Source organism: Gluconacetobacter tumulicola (assembly GCF_014174215.1).
Lineage (GTDB): Bacteria > Pseudomonadota > Alphaproteobacteria > Acetobacterales > Acetobacteraceae > Gluconacetobacter > Gluconacetobacter tumulicola.
In genome coordinates this window covers 1-16,519 of sequence record NZ_JABEQL010000009.1, presented here as the reverse complement: position 1 = coordinate 16,519, position 16,519 = coordinate 1, and the positions used below count along the sequence as shown (strand labels likewise).

Sequence of the window (16,519 nt, the reverse complement as noted above, 5' to 3'; positions counted from 1 at the left end):
CCCTGTTATCTGTGGTATCGGGCAGCAGGAAAATCTGGTGCTGCTTGGGTTGCGTTTGGCAGTGGCTTTTTATCCCGGTCTACCCCGTTGAACCGAAGCAGCTTGATGATTGACTCTAGGCATGGGCAGGTATTCAGGCAAATGATCGAAGCTTTCGATTTTGGACGGATTGCCGTTATTGGCGATCTTTTGCTTGATTGCTATATTTCAGGTTCGGTCAGTCGTATCTCGCCCGAAGCGCCGGTGCCGGTTCTGTTGCGTGCGATGCACAGCGCGGTGCCAGGGGGAGCAGCGAACGTCGCCATGAACGCGGCGGCCCTGGGTTGTGGCGTTGAGTTGGTAGGGCTTCTGGGGGTGGACAACTCGGCGGAAAGGTTGCGGGCCGCGTTGGCGCCTCACGCCATGATCGATCTGTCGGGTCTGGTGGTCGACCCAAAATGGACGACGATCACCAAGACGCGCGTGTTGAGCGGCCGTCAGCAGATCGTACGGATCGATGACGAGCGGCTGGATGTCGTGAGTGAAGAGACACGGTCGCGCCTGATCGATGCCGCATGTGCGGCGATCGCACGGGCTGATGTCGTAGTCTGTTCGGATTATGCCAAGGGCGTCCTGTCGGACGAGGTGCTGGAGGCAATCATGGCCTTTGCCGCCGCGCGCGGCGTTCCGGTGATTGTCGATCCCAAGCGCAGGACGTTCGGTGCCTATCGCGGCGCCTGGCTGGTGACGCCCAATCGTGGCGAACTGGCTGCTGCTACCGGCCTATCTCTGGGTACAGACGATGACATCGCACATGCGGCAGCTAGCGTCTCCGAACAATTTGGCGGCCATGTGCTGGTGACACGTTCGGAAGAGGGGATGACCCTTTTTCGGACGGACGGCCCGGTGCTGCATGCGCGCGCGCGCAAGTCGGAGGTGTATGATGTATGCGGCGCGGGAGATACCGTGGTCGCGACTATTGCCTGCGTCGTTTCCGCTGGCCAGGATCTGGAAACAGCCGTGGTGATCGCCAATTGCGCTGCCTCGATCGTGGTCGGCAAATTGGGTACGGCCACGGTTTCGCGGGCCGAATTAAGCTCGGCGCTCAGGGCCGAAATCCGCGAAGAGGGCGCCACCGTGCCTCTCGTGCGCGCGCGGGATATCGTGGAAGAATGGCGGAGGCACGGTGCGCGCGTCGTTTTTACCAACGGATGTTTCGATCTGGTGCATCCGGGCCATATCATGCTGATCAAGGCTGCGGCTCAGCAGGGCGACAAGTTGATTGTCGCGCTGAACAGCGACGCGTCGGTACGACGGTTGAAGGGGGAGAGTCGTCCAGTGCAGGACGAACAGGCGCGTGCGACCGTGATCGGTGCATTGCGGGATGTCGACCTGGTTGTTCTCTTCGATGAGGACACGCCGCTGGACACGATCCGGGCCCTGCGTCCCGATGTTGTCGTCAAGGGCGCGGATTACCAGGAACACCAGGTTGTGGGCGGGGATTTCGTCAAATCCTATGGCGGAAGGGTCGCGCTGGTCGATCTCGTCGCGGGGCGTTCGACGAGCGCGCTTGTCACGAAGATGCGCCAGCCTCAGGCCCCGGCCGTTGAATCCGATGGCTCTTCGTGACCAGCCTGGCGGGTACAGGCGCGCACTGGCGTGAATGGCTTATGCGTCATGCGCTGCCATTGTGGAGCGAACAGGGGTTCAATTCCGCGCAAGGGCTGTATCATGAACGGCTGACATGGGATGGCACGCCTGTCTCTCTGCCGCAGCGTCGGTTGATGGTCCAGGCGCGGCAGATTGCCACCTATTGCCGGGCAGGGTTGGATGGATTGTACGATACGTCGGCTCCGGAGCTTGCCAAGGGCTTGCGGTGTCTGGAAACTGTCGAGCGGCTTTACTGGCGCGCTGATGATGGAGCGGGCTGGATCTTTTCGCTGGCGCCGGATGGAACGCCTGCCAGCCCCGTGCGTGATCTTTACGCCCATGCCTTCATCCTGTTTGCCTATGCTTGGGCTTATCGCCTGACCGGCGCCCCGCGCTACCGGCGTGTTGCCCGCGAAACGGCGGAGGAAACCTGGCAATTATTCGCCCTGGAGGGCGAGGGGTTCCGCGACCGCGTGCCTCAGGCGAATACGGTGCGTCGCCAGAACCCCCACATGCATCTGCTGGAAGCCTGTCTGGCCCTGTTCGAGGCGACAAACGAGGCCTTTTATCTGGACCAGGCGGAGCGGCTGGTTGCCCTGGCATCTCGCCGGTTTATGGGCCCCCGTTCTGGAGCATTGCTTGAGGAATTCGATGCTGCCTGGGTACCATTGGCACCACCGGGGCACAATCGCGTCGAACCTGGGCATCTGTTCGAATGGGCGTGGCTGCTGGGGGAATATCGCAGGCTGGCACCTGAGGCAGAGAAGGGGGGGCACCTGTGTGCCATGGCTGAACGGCTGTTCGTCTTCGGAAGCACAGAAGGGTGCGCGCCGGATACGGGTCTTGTCTATGACGCCATGACCGAGGATGGCGTGGTGTTCGAGCACTCAACACGCATCTGGCCGCAAACCGAACTTCTGCGCCTGCTCTGCCGGCGCCGTAAGGATGCCGGGGAAGGGGGGGACGCGTTGCTGTCTTCCATCAGCACGCTGTTTTTCACGCGCTATGCGCCGGCCAGGCTTGCTGGCGGATGGATTGATCGGCTGGATGAAGGGCTCGCCCCGATGGTGGATCATATGCCGGCCAGTTCGCTCTACCATATCTATGGTGCGGCGAGAGAGATTATCTGTACATGATAGTGTGCAGAAAGAGAGCGGTCTGAATATTTTTTGACAATAAACAACTTTATGTAGATTTAATCGTCTCATTCATGAGATTTTGTGAGGCAATATTGGTTCGAGATTTCCCCCTTCATGTCGGTGTAGATGGGTTCAATCTGGCGCTCCCCCGTGGAACAGGTATTGCAACTTACGCACGCACATTGACGCATTGCCTCAAGGCGATGGGATGTACCGTCGATGTCGTCTACGGCATGGATATTTCCCCCGCTATGTCAGCCGAGCTGCGTGAAGTCATGTTTTTCGACATCCTGGGGCAGACCGCCGATAAGAAGGCTGCAAAATCCATCTTCCCGCGTTGGTTACGGAACTTTGTTGCCGATACGGTTATGAGCGCGCCTAAGGCGGTCGAGGTGCCCATCAGTGGTCGGGTCGAGGCACGTGGTTTCGCCCAAAGGCTGCCGACATTCGACCGGGTGTTGAACGTGCAGAATCTCTATCAGGCCGCTGGGCGGCATTTTCGCTCTACAGGTCGTTTCATGACGATCTGCATCCCTGATCCACCGGCAATCATGCATTGGACCTATCCTTTGCCCATCAGGGTCAAAGGCGCACGAAATATCTATACCATTCATGATCTTGTGCCGCTGAGACTGCCTCAGACGACACTCGACAACAAAAAATTCCATTTCAAATTAATTAGCAAGGTGGTGCAGAGTGCAGACGCGATCTGCACTGTGTCTGAAGCCTCCAGAAAGGAAATTCTATCGTTTTTTCCAGAGGTGGAGGAACGACTGCACAATACATACCAGTCATTCGAGCCGAATACGTCGATTGATGTCTCGCGGGAAGAGGGCATCAATCAGGAAATCAGGGAATTGTTCGGTCTGCAGCCCGGGGGATTTTTTCTGTTTTTTGGCTCGCTGGAACCGAAAAAGAATATTGGTCGCCTGATCGAAGCGTTCCTCATGGCACGGACGGACCGCACGCTGGTCATTGTAGGAGCCATGAGTTGGAAAACGGATGACGAGCTTCGCTTTTTGGAGCGTGGCATTGCAGCCGGACGCATTCAGAAGCTGGAATATCTGCCTGCCCCGCTTCTGGCTGCGTTGATTCGTGGGGCACGCGCGGTTCTTTTTCCGTCGCTCTCTGAAGGCTTTGGGCTACCCGTGCTGGAAGCATTGTCCTGGGGTACGCCGGTGATGACCTCGCGTGAAGGCGCGTTGCCGGAAGTCGCCGGAGAGGCGGCCCTGTTTGTCGATGCGTATGATCCGTCCTCTATGAGCGCGGGGATCGAGGAACTGGACAGCAATGATGCGCTTTGTGCCAGCCTGAGAGAACTGGGGCCAAGACAGGCCGCATGCTTTGATATGAGAAAATACGAAGACCGGTTACGGGAAATGTACCAATCTGTCCTCTCTCTTAAAAAGAGCCGGCGCTGACGCCTGTGCCCGGCGGGGGCCGTGATCCATGCCGGATCGGCCTATAGAGTGGACAGCTCTGGCATTGCCTGGCGATGGAATGCGACCGGTGTCAAAGCACCGACTGTATACATCTCTTTGGCTATCTTTACGGTCTGTTCTCTGGAAACAGGCGTTATGTGCATGGAATGGACCTAATCGGCCGTATGCCGCATCGTTGATGCGGCCCGGCCGATAGGCCCGTATCCAGTCAGACGGTGTTATGCCCTGGCATAAACATCTTCGATGCGCACGATATCGTCTTCACCCAGATAGGGGCCGGACTGAACCTCGATCAGTGTCAACGGAATCCGGCCCGGGTTTTCCAGGCGATGGACGGCACCGAGCGGCAGATAGACGCTTTCATTCTCGCGCACCATAATCTGGTCGGCGTCACGTGTAACCACGGCGGTGCCGGCGACCACAACCCAATGCTCGGCCCGGTGGAAATGCTTTTGGAGCGACAGCTTCTGGCCGGGATCGACCGAGATGCGTTTGACCTGGAAACGATCGCCCTGGATCAGGCTTTCATAGAAACCCCAGGGCCGATAAACCCGATTATGGCTGAGTGCCTCGGGGCGTCCTTCTGCCGTCAGGCGGGCGACCATTTTCTTGACGTCCTGGGCCCGGTCGCGATGCGATACCATGACGGCGTCCTTCGTCACCACGACGATCAGATCTTCGACCCCCGTGACCGTGGCGACGATGCCGTCGGACCGGACATAGCAATTCTTCGCGCCATCGAGAAAAACATCTCCCGAAGTCGCATTGCCGTCAGCGTCTTTCGGGGTCAGTTCCCACAGCGCATCCCAGCTGCCAATATCCGACCAGCCGAAATCCCCAGGCACGACCGCAGCCTTTTTGGTGCGTTCGGCGACGGCATAGTCAATTGAAATGTCGGGAGATTGGGCAAAATGCTCCACGGAAAGACGTTCGAAGTCCGAATCGCATGTACGGTCCTGGACCGCATTCCTGACCGAGGAATAAACCAGGGGCTCGAAGGCCTCGATTTCGCTGAGCAGCGTGCTGGCGCGGGCCACGAACATGCCGGAATTCCACAGATAACGTTCGTCACGGATAAATTCCGCCGCCTGTTCTCTATCCGGCTTTTCCAGGAACTTCGCGACACGGTAAGCGCCAGGCACGTCGGCGAATTCACTACCGCGCTCGATATAGCCGTAACCGGTTTCCGGTTTGGTGGGCTTCATGCCGAAAGTAACGATATAATCCTGACGGGCGGCGTCGACAGCCACGGCGAGCGCCGCATTCAAGGCCGACGGGTCCTTGATCGCGGCATCGGCCGCCATGACCCACATGACCGCATCGGGGTTTTCCTCGGCGATCAGCAGCGCAGCAGCGGCGATCGCGGGGGCGGAATTTCGACCCATCGGCTCCAGCACGATGCGGGCATTGGTGATGCCTACTTCGCGTAGCTGCTCCGCGATGAGAAAACGATGATCGGCGTTGCAGACGACGACGGGGCGGCCAAATCCAGGCTGCTCGCCGCGAAGGGCCGTTTCCTGCAATAGCGTTTTATCTGAAAGTAACGGCCAAAACTGTTTCGGAAAACTTCCACGCGATACCGGCCAAAGGCGGCTGCCAGACCCGCCGGACAGGATAACCGGGACGACTGTTCGAGTGTTTATTGCCGCATTAGGTGTATAATCAGACGGTTTCATTTGCGGGCACGTGCTCCGATTAGACATAATTGTTTGATCTCCTAATCAAAAGAGATTGCCTTGAACAGGCATAAAATCGTGTGAATGCCGATTTTCAAAGGTCTATCTTGCTTGAGTGTTGTAACTATGCGGCCTTATATTCGCAAATAGCTATCTATCCGGTCGACCGTCAGGTGCAGAGAAGTCCTGCCATATTTGGGCTTGAAGCGTGAGACGGGTCAAGGGTCATGTCCGAACATGAGACCTAAAGATCATCAGAGCCCGTTTGGAAATGTCGGGTGGTGAACGAGGGCGACCAGCGAGAGCCGCGTCCGTCGTGTGCATGCCGAAGCCCAGCGGCCCTGATGGCCATTGCTACCGAGGCGCAGGAAATGCGCGTCGCATCGCTTTCCTCTTAATCTTCCTGATAAATTCGTGCCTCTTTCGAGCCGGGCAGCTTATCAGTCTGTTCCATTTTTCAAGATCGTAGTCTGCAATGGCGGGCTTCGGTGACGTGAAAAAATCAGGAGTGACATGGACGTGCCATCTTTTATTCGTGATAATGGGGAAAGCAGAGAGGCAGGTATCGAGATCAGGATCGGCGGTGGCAGGGACGAGAGAAAGCTATGATCCAGGTTTACCTCGGCGCTGACATCTCCATCATCTTTCCTGCAGATTGAATTGAGTGGAAAACGATATCGTGGGTAGTGACGTGAAGAAATTTCAAAGAAAAATTTGGTTCGATGTCTCTGATCTTCTTGGTTATTTTCCTGATAATCGGACTCCTACAGGGATCCAGCGGGTTCAGATCAGCATTATCCAGTCGATTCTTTCAGGAAGCGAAAGCGAGGAAATAGCGCTTTGTCAATTTCTCGAGGACGAGAATGGGTGGTTTTTGGTCGATCCCGACCGCTTTGTGAAGGTATCTACGCTCAGTTTGATGGGCTCAGATGCGCGGGATCTGGTGTGGCGCCGGGAGGTATCGACGCTACGGCAGGAAGCGATGGCAGAAAGGATCGACGCTTTTCCGCTGAGGTCTGTTCTGATCAATATCGGTACATCGTGGTGGCTTCCCAATTATTTCATGCATATCCGTGAGGCAAAAAAGAAGAGCGACATTTATTATATTCCTTTCATTCATGACGTAATTCCCGCTGTTGTGCCACGTTTTTGTGCGCATGAACTTGTGCATGAATTCATTGATTGGTTCATGGGCGTCGTACAGCATTCGGACCGATATTTCGCCGTCTCGGAAGCAAGCAAAAAGGATTTTCTGGCGCTTGCAACGGAATTGAATGCGGGCATTCCCTCCGCTGATGTGCGCGTCGTGCATCTTGCCGCCGAAAAGAAAACTGTTTCCGTGCCAACCGCTGCGGCGACGAGCCTTTTCAGGCGAGAGGGAATTGAACCTGGGAAATTCGTTTTCTTTATTTCGACCGTTGAATCGCGCAAGAATCAGGCCGGAGCACTGGATGCCTGGCAAAACCTGATTCGTAACAACCCGAAGCTGCCTATTCCCAAACTGGTCATCGTTGGCAAACGCGGTTTCGAGAGCCATTTTTTCCTGGAAAAACTCGCCACATTTATCGAGGCTGAAAAACATATCGTCTATATTGAGAGTGTCAGTGACGAGGAGCTTGCAGCGCTCTATTCATCCTGCCTCTTTACGATCTACCCGAGCTATTATGAGGGTTGGGGGCTGCCAATCACGGAATCGCTCGGTTATGGGAAGGTTTGTGTTACTGCGGACAACTCCTCGCTACCGGAAGCGGGGCAAGGATTGACTGTCACTTATCGCACCGGATCAAATCACGATTTCGAAGAAAAGCTTCTTTCTTTGATCAAGGACAGGGGCCATCTATCCGCGTTGGAACAACACATTGCGGAGAATTTCCAGGCTCGTCACTGGGAAACGATCGCTCAGGAAGTCTTGGCATTCGCCCACGCCGTCCAGGAAGGGGCGGAGCAGACCAAGAAGATCGAGCCCGTGCTTGAGTCTGCCTATTATCCGCTCAATCGCAACAGGCAGTTAAAGATTTCAAGCGATCTCACCTCCGCAGAAGTGCTGCGTGATGGTTCGGGCTGGCATCGTCTTGAGGATTTCGGCAGCTGGACGCGGGGCACAGGGGCGCGGCTGACCTTCACCGTGGCGCAGCCATGCAACCGGATTGCGATCCAACTCAAGGGAATTCCATCGTCTCACTGCGAAGTAACGGTTTCAGCCAATCTGGCTGGATCCTCCACGAAGCTTCGCCTCAATCCAGATGAAGAAGCATGGTGTTTCCTCGACTTTGACGGGGATATTGCAGGGAAGAAGCTAAACATAGACGTTTATTCTCGTGAAGTGGAAACGACTACCAATCCAGAGACAGGTCATTCTCGTGTCATTTCGGTAGGCGTGTGTGGTGTGTACCTTTTTGACAAGACCAATGCCAACGCACGGACCGATTTTATCGAGGCAAAGCTTTTCGATCTTCTGAAATACAAAAAGATGAAAAAATTGCTTTGCACCCAATAAGTCTCACGAAAAAAAATAGAAGGGACGTAAATGTGGGATCGATACAAGGTTGGCGAGACATGAAAGAGATTAGGCGCGAAGAGATCGTAAGTACTTTGTTGCGATTTCGGGCAGGGAAATTCTACAAATCGGGCGGTGTCTGGGTATCCAAGGCTCTATCTCGGAAAATGAAGGGGGGAAATGCTGCGCGGGATAAGGCGGACTGGGACGCTGCGGCTCGGCATTTCAGGGAAGCTGTGGCGATCGATGGAACGATCCCGCATATCTGGATTCAGCTCGGGCATGCGTTGAGCGAACTCGGCGATCATGAGCAGGGGCTTGAGGCTTACCAAACAGCCCTCTTGCTCGATCCTTCAAAGGGCGAATGTTACCTGCACATTGGACGCCGACTGGCGGAGGATGGGGATTTCGAGAATGCGATAGAGGCCTATAAATCGGCCCTTCCGTTTGAAGATGTGTCGGCTTCCGCAGAACAGGAAATCACCGCTCTACGTCCATCTTTTGCCGCATTCCTGCGGCAGAAAGAGACAGTAAAGGCGATCGCAGCTGATATTCGTCCCAGCACGGTGGAAGGGCGAGACAAAATTGTCTCGGAGGAGGCGACACTCTGTTTTGACGTCAGTGATCTGATTGCGCATTTTCGACATAACAAGTTTCCGACCGGCATTCAGCGTGTTCAAATCGAGGTCGTGGCAGAAGCCGTGGCGACTTGTACCGATCGCGTTGAGATTTTTTTCTTCGTCGATGGCGTCGAGCATTTCATTGATCTCGATCACCCAACATTCACCTTGCTGGCAACGCTATGCAAAAATGATGATCAGGAGGCTTGGACGGCGGCACGAGACGGATTTTTTGCGCGTATTCCATTTTCACAGCCTTATTTGCCCCCACATGGCGCAATAGTAGTGAATCTTGGTACATCGTGGTGGATGTACAATTATTTTCTTGCGATCCGCAATCTCAAGCGCGAGCGCGATATTACTTTCGTTCCCTATGTTCATGATCTTATTCCCGCGATCAAACCTCAATATTGCGTAGAAGGCGTCACAATTGATTATAATACGTGGCTCGTCGGTGTATTTTTTCATGCTGACGCTTTTATTACCAATTCAACGTCGACGACACGCGATCTGACTTATGCCGCGCGTGTCATGGGCCATCCATTGAACGAGCGGAATGTCGCGACGATCCCTCTTAGCGCGAGTTTTTCCGGGGATGATGAGGGGCGCGTGCTTCCGAGTGAGGCGCTTATCAGAAGGTGGGGCCTGCAGGCTGAGGGTTATGTTCTATTCGTCTCGACGATCGAGGCGCGTAAGAACCACGAAGCTGCATTCCTGGCCTGGCAGGCGCTTCTGCAAAAGAATGGTGCGGACGCGGTTCCTCCGCTCGTGTGTGTCGGCAAGTTCGGCTGGCTAAATGACCGAGCTATGTCCGTCATTGCGGCTGACCCTTCGCTCAGCAGCAAGATCGTCTTTATTCAACGGGCGAGCGATCTCGAGCTTAAAAGCCTTTATAGATTGAGTCTTTTTACCGTCTATCCAAGTCATTACGAGGGGTGGGGGTTGCCGATTACGGAATCTCTCTCTTATGGGCGCGTGCCGCTGGTCGCGGATAACTCTTCCCTCGTGGAGGCTGCCGCCGGGTATGGCGTGGTATTTGAGAGCGGCAATGTCACCGATTTCGTTGAGAAGGCAGAGAAGTTGCTCTTCGATACGAAATTCCGGGCAGAGCGGGAACGGCAGATCACCGAGCATTATCATCTGACGACCTGGCGGACGATGACGCATGAGATCGTCGCTTTTTCGGATAGCGTAAAGACCAGTAAAGGGTCGCTTTACGAGGGCTTCCCCAAGACTCTTGGTGGGCGTTATGTCCCACTCAAATTGCATCGTGACCGCAGTATCTGGCGCGGCATTGCCAGCGGTGAGATGTATCGTGTGGGCGAGGCGTGGCTCTGGCCCGATCCGAGCGGCTGTCGCATCAAGCCCGGTTCGGCACAGCTTTGTATTCCGAATCTTGGATTCCCCATTGCGCGTATCTTTCTGCATGTGCGCGGACTGGATTCAAAGTCATCGACTTTTTCGATCCATACCCAATCGGGTCTTGTTTTCTCCAGCACGATGAATGGGGGGCAGGGTATGTGGGCAGTGTTCGATGTGGAGGTCGACAGGGAAGGCTGCGCATGTTTCGAGATTCGTTCCGCCGACTACGAAACTATTGTAATGGATCATGGTGGCAGCCCGAAGCACTATGCTGCCGGGATCTCTGTCTTGGGTTTCTGTGCCTCTGACAGAGACGATCATCGTGACAGGCTGGATTTCCTTGAGGCTGCGGCAAACAATACGCTGGAGAACGTCGGTGCCTTTGCGAAGAGCTACACACAGCACTGGGTTTGATACTGGATCCTTTGGGTTGTGAGGTGGCCAATTTGGGGAAGGCTTTTTATCTGAGCTGAGGAATCTTCCGCGAGACACAGTCAAGAAGGTCTCAGCCGAGATCCGGAAGCGTGACGTAGGGAGATGAAGGGGGCCGGCAAGAGAGGATGACGACGTTTATCAACGCTCATCGCGAGGGACTTGGATGCTGCCATCAAGTCCTCCTTTCACGAAATACACTGCTCGCCCTCCGACCCAGCAGGTATCTGCCTCATGCATCAGGCCCGTAATCACATGTGTTCATGCACACCCCTGGCGCGGGTGTATCCGGCTGTACAGGCCTAATCTCCGATATAGTTACCGGGCATCTCTCGTCTTTGACGGGGGGGGACGCCCGGTGATCGACGCCAGTTCAATATGGTTGCGGAGTGAAAGAATGAAAACAAAGGCTTTCAGGTATGCATTTGTATTGGTCGTGTTTTACGCTGGCCAACGGTGCGCACTGGGTGCATCCGGAACAATAGGAAAGCCGGCCGTAAATGCGATGTCCGGCGGCACGCTCACTTCGCAGGTAGACGACAAAACAGGCGGCCTGAAGAACTCTGGGCAGGCTACGATGCCGCTGGAAACTCGTAGGATGGAGGCGCTGCCCGTGCCGTACAGAGGTGCAAATCCTGCCTCGGCGCTAACGGCACTCTATCGGCACATCGTTCCTGACACTCTGAAGGTGGCCGCTGATGGCGACGACGACGCGCCGTCCATTCAGCGCGTTCTGAACATCCTCTCTTCCGATGGCCAATTGGGCGGCGAGATCGTGTTTCTTCCCAGAATATATAAACTGAACTCGCCGATCGTGCAGACCAATCAGGGAGTCTGGCGATGTGTACAGGGGCATATGTCCACCGGTGGCCTGGCTGCCGACCCAGCGCAGCGTTATGGGGGTACGTGGTTTCAGATTGGTGCGCGGTTCATTGGTTCCTCGAGCCGCCCGATCACGATTTCAAGCGGAACGGCTATCGGCGCGACCATAGATGGGTGCGCGTTTTTCGAGATCCAGCCGGCATCGCGTAAGCCTGCGGCCGGTAGCGTAACCGCTTCTTGGAAGCCTGCGGCCTATCCGTTCGTAATTGGCATCCAAGATGTGAAAGGAGAGGTGTTCATCACCAACACATTGTGGCGTGGTATTACGAAAGGAGTCTATTCGGATAACGCTGGCCGCCTTCAGGTGCGCAATGCGATGACGGATTTCTATACAACCGGCTTTGAAGTCCATCATGATTATGACGTGGATCGCTTCATCGGGATACACGAATGGGGTTTCAACGGCAGTGAATTGGATAAGCTCCATTACAAGACGCACAATGAAAATCTGATCCGTCTCTATCGTGCCGACACTCCGATACTGGATGATATTTTTGCGATCAACACCTTCTCGACCATCGACCTCGAACAGGATTCTGCCTCCGGACCATTAGCCGGAGGCGTCCCGACGAAGGTGAACGTCGGCATTTTGATCTGTGATGGCTCAGTGCATTGCATCCTGAACAATGCACCAGGAGCGACGGTTAAAGTTTCGATTCTCGACGAGCAGGGGCAGGATAGTACACGAGCGAGTTTTACGGCCTTTCGGGAAGGCAGCGCGATTGAAATGGCGGGATATGGCACGGTACAGGTGGGTAGCCTTTACGCACAGGCCATGGGGGAAGCGGTCATTCATCTGTTTGGTCGCAAATGCAGTTCCGTCAGCGTAGGCAGCTTGGTGCTTGATGAAGCTGTCGCCGCGGCGGGCGTGCGGGGCTATGTCGCCGATATGGCGGCCTGCACGCCATCACCCGTTGCCGCCATGAATACCATATCCTTGGCAATGCCTCCCGAACGGATCATGGCGTCACCGCCATCGACATACATGCCATCTATCGCTGTCGGATTGCTACTGTGGGCTGCACAAACGCCTCATCAATAATCGATATGAGGTCAATCATGAGCCTGATCGCGTCATGTTAAAGATGATCAGGTCCTGTCTGCGTTGATGAGTTCCCTTTTGGTTGACGTGACGGCATCGCGAGGAAGGTCTGTCGGTCCGCAAATGTGACGGCCGGAAACGGGCGATGGCGCGCACCGATCATGCTGCCCGGCGAGCCAATCAGTGGTGTAGCCTCGATTTCGTGTTGGACTTATACCAAAGGACCTAGCCACTGACTTGTGTGTGAAGTGACGAAAGGCGTTGGTTCTGATTCTCTTGATTTGGGGAGGATCTGGGTGATGACGAGGGCGGTGAAGCTACGGGATGACTATTCGGCTTCTGACCTGAGGGGACTTGCTGCGCGCCAGTGGACGGCGTTTCCACGTGCTGACGGTGATGGATGACAACACGTCTGAATGTCTGGCGCTGGTTGTAACCCCTCGTTGTCAGGTGCATGGCGTGATCGGGAACTCGACCGGATTACGGGGCATCGCGGCTGGCCATCGAAGATCGTCAGCGACAAGATGACTTCGAACGCCATCCCAGGGGGCAGGAAACGCGTGGGGGAGGGCCACGTCCCCCAAGGTCCTATTTTGAAATGGATAAAAGTCCCAGGGCAGATCAACCGGTGCCGGGCGGCCGGCTTCCTATATTATCTTGAACAATATAAGGAAAATTGGTAAAAATCCTGAGAAGTTGAGGGATTTTATCGATGCAGCAGCGTTGGTTGGTTATTTCAAATTGTCAAACCTACGGGCTTGCTCATTGCTTAAGCCTTTTGTGTGTCGACGCCCAAGTCTTTCCCATGGATATATGGGAATTCAGGAATAATATCCACGATGCTGCTAATATCATAGAAAAATATGACGTCGTCATCGTTTCGCAAGAAATAATATCCATACCAGACAACAAACTGGACTGCGCACGAAGGCTGGAAATTATACCAAGCATCGTATTCGGTGCATATCATCCTGATCTTTGTTATGCTCGCGCGGAAAATACCATACTTAATTCACCGCTTGATGCATATAATTCCATCATAGCCATTGCAGCTTACAATAATGGTCTCAGCGTTCAGGATGCTCTTCGGTTCTATAATGCAAATACATATCAAAAGGCTGGATATTTTGATATGTGGGGACCAAGTGTGCGTGGGATTGCCCAGGAATTCGAAGCATATGGATTTAACATAGGCCGACAAATCATAAATTGGAGTAGAACATCAGCATTTATGTATAGTATTAATCATCCAAAAATAAACTGTCTATTTGATATTGCGCGTGAATTTCTTCAAAAGATATGCGTTGCTGCGTATTCAACGCAATGTTTGCCCAGTGACAACCTTGCGACAGGCGCTATTTTTCCGGTTTATACAGAAATTGCTGAAAGATACGGCGTAAAGGGTGATTATACATTCAAAATATTCAACAAATACGAACTTATGAATTTGGAAAGTTATGTTCGGGCTTCTTATGCGTCCTATGATGAACAGAAGATCCATCATCGTTTGATCAATGTCACTGAAGAATTTCTGCCTCGTTACAATGCGGTCTCAAGTTTGATGACGAAAGGATGATCTGACATGAGTAATCCATACGCCAATCTGAAAGATTATCAATTTTGGCGGCGTTCGATTTCTCGGATGCCAGCGCACCTGATTGATCCAGTTATTAATACGCGATTTACAATCTCGCGCGACATGAAGATTGTAACTTCCGGAAGTTGTTTTGCACAACACATTTCACGCAGAATTTCCGAAATAGGTTTTAATTATTATGTGCCGGAGAGTGGTCTTGATTTGCCGGAAAGTGAACGCAAAAGGCGAAATTTTGGTGTTTTTTCAGCGAGGTATGGAAATATCTATACGCCGGCGCAGTTGAATCAGCTTTTTGACGAAATTTATTCGGAAAGAAAAAATATTAATACTGCCTGGATGCGTCCTGATCGACGCTTCATTGATCCCTATCGGCAGCAAATTGAACCCGATGCTTTTGAGACCGCAGAAGATGTCGTGTCCTCACGAGTCGAACATTTGCGTTACGTCAAAGATGCTTTTGAAAATTGTGACGTCTTTGTCTTTACCTTGGGCTTAACGGAAGCGTGGATTTCGCTTGTGGATAATGCCGTCTTCCCCTTGGCTCCTGGAGTTGTTGGCGGTACGTTTGACCCGGAAAAATTCAAATTTATCAATTTCAATGTCGAGCAGACGGCATTCGACATGGAAAGCTTTCTAAGTAAATTGAAGAGTGTCAATCCAAACGTTAAATGTATTCTGACAGTCTCTCCTGTCCCGTTGATTGCCACCTATGAGGACAAACACGTATTAACGTCAACGACATACAGTAAGTCTGTCTTGCGTGTAGTGGCAGAAATGATGACTCATAAATTTGATTGGGTCGACTATTTTCCGTCATATGAAATTATTACTGGCGGGTATAGTGCAGGAAATTACTATGAAGAAGATTTTCGAGAGATAAATTCAATTGGTGTTTCCCACGCAATGCGTTGCTTTCTTAAGAATTACATTGAAGGCGGTCAGACTGAAAATGAACATATTTTTGGAGCAGAAATCAAATACGGTGAAAGTATCGTCATCTGTGATGAGGCCGTTTTGGCTTCTGCCCGCCAGTAGTGGTTGCGGAGATGCGTAGTAGGAGATTTTCAAAACCCGTCATACGGATTGGGTTTTTAGCATGATTATGTGAGTGTCGGACCGAAAATGAGTTGAGTGATTTCAGCGGGTTATGATTCATGGGTTTTGCGAGACCCTGATGAGATCAAGATGGCCTGGACTGAAATCACCCGCGGAACGACCTTGAGTATGCAAGTGACCTTCGCGATGCGGAGTGGGCGCTGATTGCGCTGCTGATGCCCGCGAGGAAACGACTGGGGAGGCCACGACGTACGGATTTGCGCCGGGTCATGGAGGCGATCCTCCGACACGGGGGCTGCCAGTGGCGGCAATTGCCGCGTCACTTTCCCGCCTTCACGACAGTGCAGGGCTATTTCTACCGTTGGATCCGCGAGGGCCAATGGGAGGCCATGAACCATATTCTCGTGATCCTGTCGCGTGAACAGGACGGGCGAAACGCCACGCCCTCGGTGGGCATTATCGACAGCCAGTCGGTTAAAACCGCTGAAAACAAAAGCACGACCGACACGCCGAGTCATGTCGTAGCGGCTGTCGTGCATCCCGCCGACGTTCAGGATCGAGACGGCGCGTCGCTGGTAGCGACCAAGATACGCTCACTGTTCCCCTGGCTTCGCCATCTGATCGGTGACGGGGGATATGCTGGCGAGAAGTTGTGGGGTGCACTGGCTGAACTCGGCCGATGGACGATCGAGATCGCAGGTGCTGCGATCGGGCTGAAGGCTTCGTCGTCCTGCCGAAACGCTGGATCGTGGAGCGCAGCTTTGCATGGCTCGGACGCTGCCGCCGCCTTACGAAGGATGTCGAGGCAACAAACTCGTTATCCTGCGCGTGGCTGATGATCGTAACCGGCCGCTCATGGCCGCCTTATGATCGGATTGGGTGATTGGTAAGTTCACGTCGTTAACGACGTCGTTATTGACGTTGTTTGGGAGGTGAGGATGCGGCAGGAGATCCTGATTGGCGTGGAGCGTCGGCGACGCTGGTCCGATGAACAGAAGATGCGGGTTCTGTCGGAGGTTGGGGTGGACGGGGCGACGGGGGACTGTCAGGAATTTCGTGTGCGAGGCGTTGTTCACGTTGTTGATCAGACGGTGGCGCGTGCGAAGCGTTCACCGAAGAGAATGGCGAACTGGGCCTTTGCCATG

General features: G+C 53.8%; 10 protein-coding genes and 1 pseudogene. 10 read left to right on the top strand and 1 reads right to left on the bottom strand.

The features are described 5' to 3' along the window. The first annotated feature begins 141 nt into the window (after positions 1–141). The 3 genes from rfaE1 (at position 142) to HLH29_RS08355 (ending at position 4,189) form a co-directional block, all read left to right on the top strand. Complete coding sequence (rfaE1, locus tag HLH29_RS08365; protein WP_182965722.1) at positions 142–1,608, top strand: D-glycero-beta-D-manno-heptose-7-phosphate kinase; 1,467 nt, start codon at positions 142–144, stop codon at positions 1,606–1,608. Beyond that, a complete protein-coding gene (locus HLH29_RS08360) occupies positions 1,605–2,765 on the top strand; it encodes an AGE family epimerase/isomerase (protein ID WP_338030204.1) in 1,161 nt (386 codons plus the stop codon). Before rfaE1 ends, HLH29_RS08360 begins: the two co-directional genes overlap by 4 nt. A gap of 95 nt (positions 2,766–2,860) precedes the next feature. Further along, positions 2,861–4,189: a glycosyltransferase family 4 protein gene (locus HLH29_RS08355; protein WP_246374021.1), complete on the top strand. Its 1,329-nt coding sequence runs from the start codon at positions 2,861–2,863 to the stop codon at positions 4,187–4,189. 239 nt (positions 4,190–4,428) lie between these two features. On the opposite strand, the gene HLH29_RS08350 is transcribed toward HLH29_RS08355, so the two are convergent. Beyond that, the gene (locus HLH29_RS08350; RefSeq protein ID WP_182965718.1) at positions 4,429–5,886 is read right to left on the bottom strand and encodes a mannose-1-phosphate guanylyltransferase/mannose-6-phosphate isomerase; all 1,458 of its coding nucleotides are present in this window, start codon (positions 5,884–5,886) and stop codon (positions 4,429–4,431) included. A 664-nt stretch (positions 5,887–6,550) separates the two neighbouring features. Here HLH29_RS08350 and HLH29_RS08345 point away from each other — a divergent pair. From HLH29_RS08345 to HLH29_RS19450, 7 genes and pseudogenes are all read left to right on the top strand, one after another. Beyond that, a complete protein-coding gene (locus tag HLH29_RS08345) occupies positions 6,551–8,383 on the top strand; it encodes a glycosyltransferase (RefSeq protein ID WP_182965716.1) in 1,833 nt (610 codons plus the stop codon). A 59-nt stretch (positions 8,384–8,442) separates the two neighbouring features. After that, the gene (locus HLH29_RS08340) at positions 8,443–10,779 is read left to right on the top strand and encodes a glycosyltransferase (RefSeq protein ID WP_182965714.1); all 2,337 of its coding nucleotides are present in this window, start codon (positions 8,443–8,445) and stop codon (positions 10,777–10,779) included. A 415-nt stretch (positions 10,780–11,194) separates the two neighbouring features. Beyond that, positions 11,195–12,721, top strand: coding sequence for a hypothetical protein (locus tag HLH29_RS08335; protein ID WP_182965712.1), 1,527 nt, complete (start codon positions 11,195–11,197; stop codon positions 12,719–12,721). Positions 12,722–13,433: 712 nt separating this feature from the next. Then, positions 13,434–14,297, top strand: a complete 864-nt coding sequence (locus tag HLH29_RS08325; RefSeq protein ID WP_182965710.1) for a WcbI family polysaccharide biosynthesis putative acetyltransferase — start codon at positions 13,434–13,436, stop codon at positions 14,295–14,297. 6 nt (positions 14,298–14,303) lie between these two features. Next, on the top strand, positions 14,304–15,353 hold the full coding sequence (locus HLH29_RS08320; protein ID WP_182965708.1) for a GSCFA domain-containing protein: 1,050 nt from the start codon (positions 14,304–14,306) through the stop codon (positions 15,351–15,353). 150 nt (positions 15,354–15,503) lie between these two features. Continuing rightward, positions 15,504–16,257, top strand: a pseudogene (locus HLH29_RS08315) (IS5 family transposase); the annotation flags it as partial. Between the two features lie 55 nt (positions 16,258–16,312). Next, a partial coding sequence (locus HLH29_RS19450; RefSeq protein ID WP_220791440.1) for a hypothetical protein occupies positions 16,313–16,519 on the top strand: 207 nt, incomplete at its 3' end.

What these genes read in the sequence shown, in the direction of transcription:
- rfaE1 (WP_182965722.1), top strand. Translation starts at nt 142, where the DNA reads ATGATCGAAGCTTTCGATTTTGGACGGATTGCCGTTATTGGCGATCTT.
- HLH29_RS08350 (WP_182965718.1), bottom strand. Translation starts at nt 5,886, where the DNA reads ATGAAACCGTCTGATTATACACCTAATGCGGCAATAAACACTCGAACA.
- HLH29_RS08340 (WP_182965714.1), top strand. Translation starts at nt 8,443, where the DNA reads ATGAAAGAGATTAGGCGCGAAGAGATCGTAAGTACTTTGTTGCGATTT.
- HLH29_RS08335 (WP_182965712.1), top strand. Translation starts at nt 11,195, where the DNA reads ATGAAAACAAAGGCTTTCAGGTATGCATTTGTATTGGTCGTGTTTTAC.
- HLH29_RS08325 (WP_182965710.1), top strand. Translation starts at nt 13,434, where the DNA reads ATGCAGCAGCGTTGGTTGGTTATTTCAAATTGTCAAACCTACGGGCTT.
- HLH29_RS08320 (WP_182965708.1), top strand. Translation starts at nt 14,304, where the DNA reads ATGAGTAATCCATACGCCAATCTGAAAGATTATCAATTTTGGCGGCGT.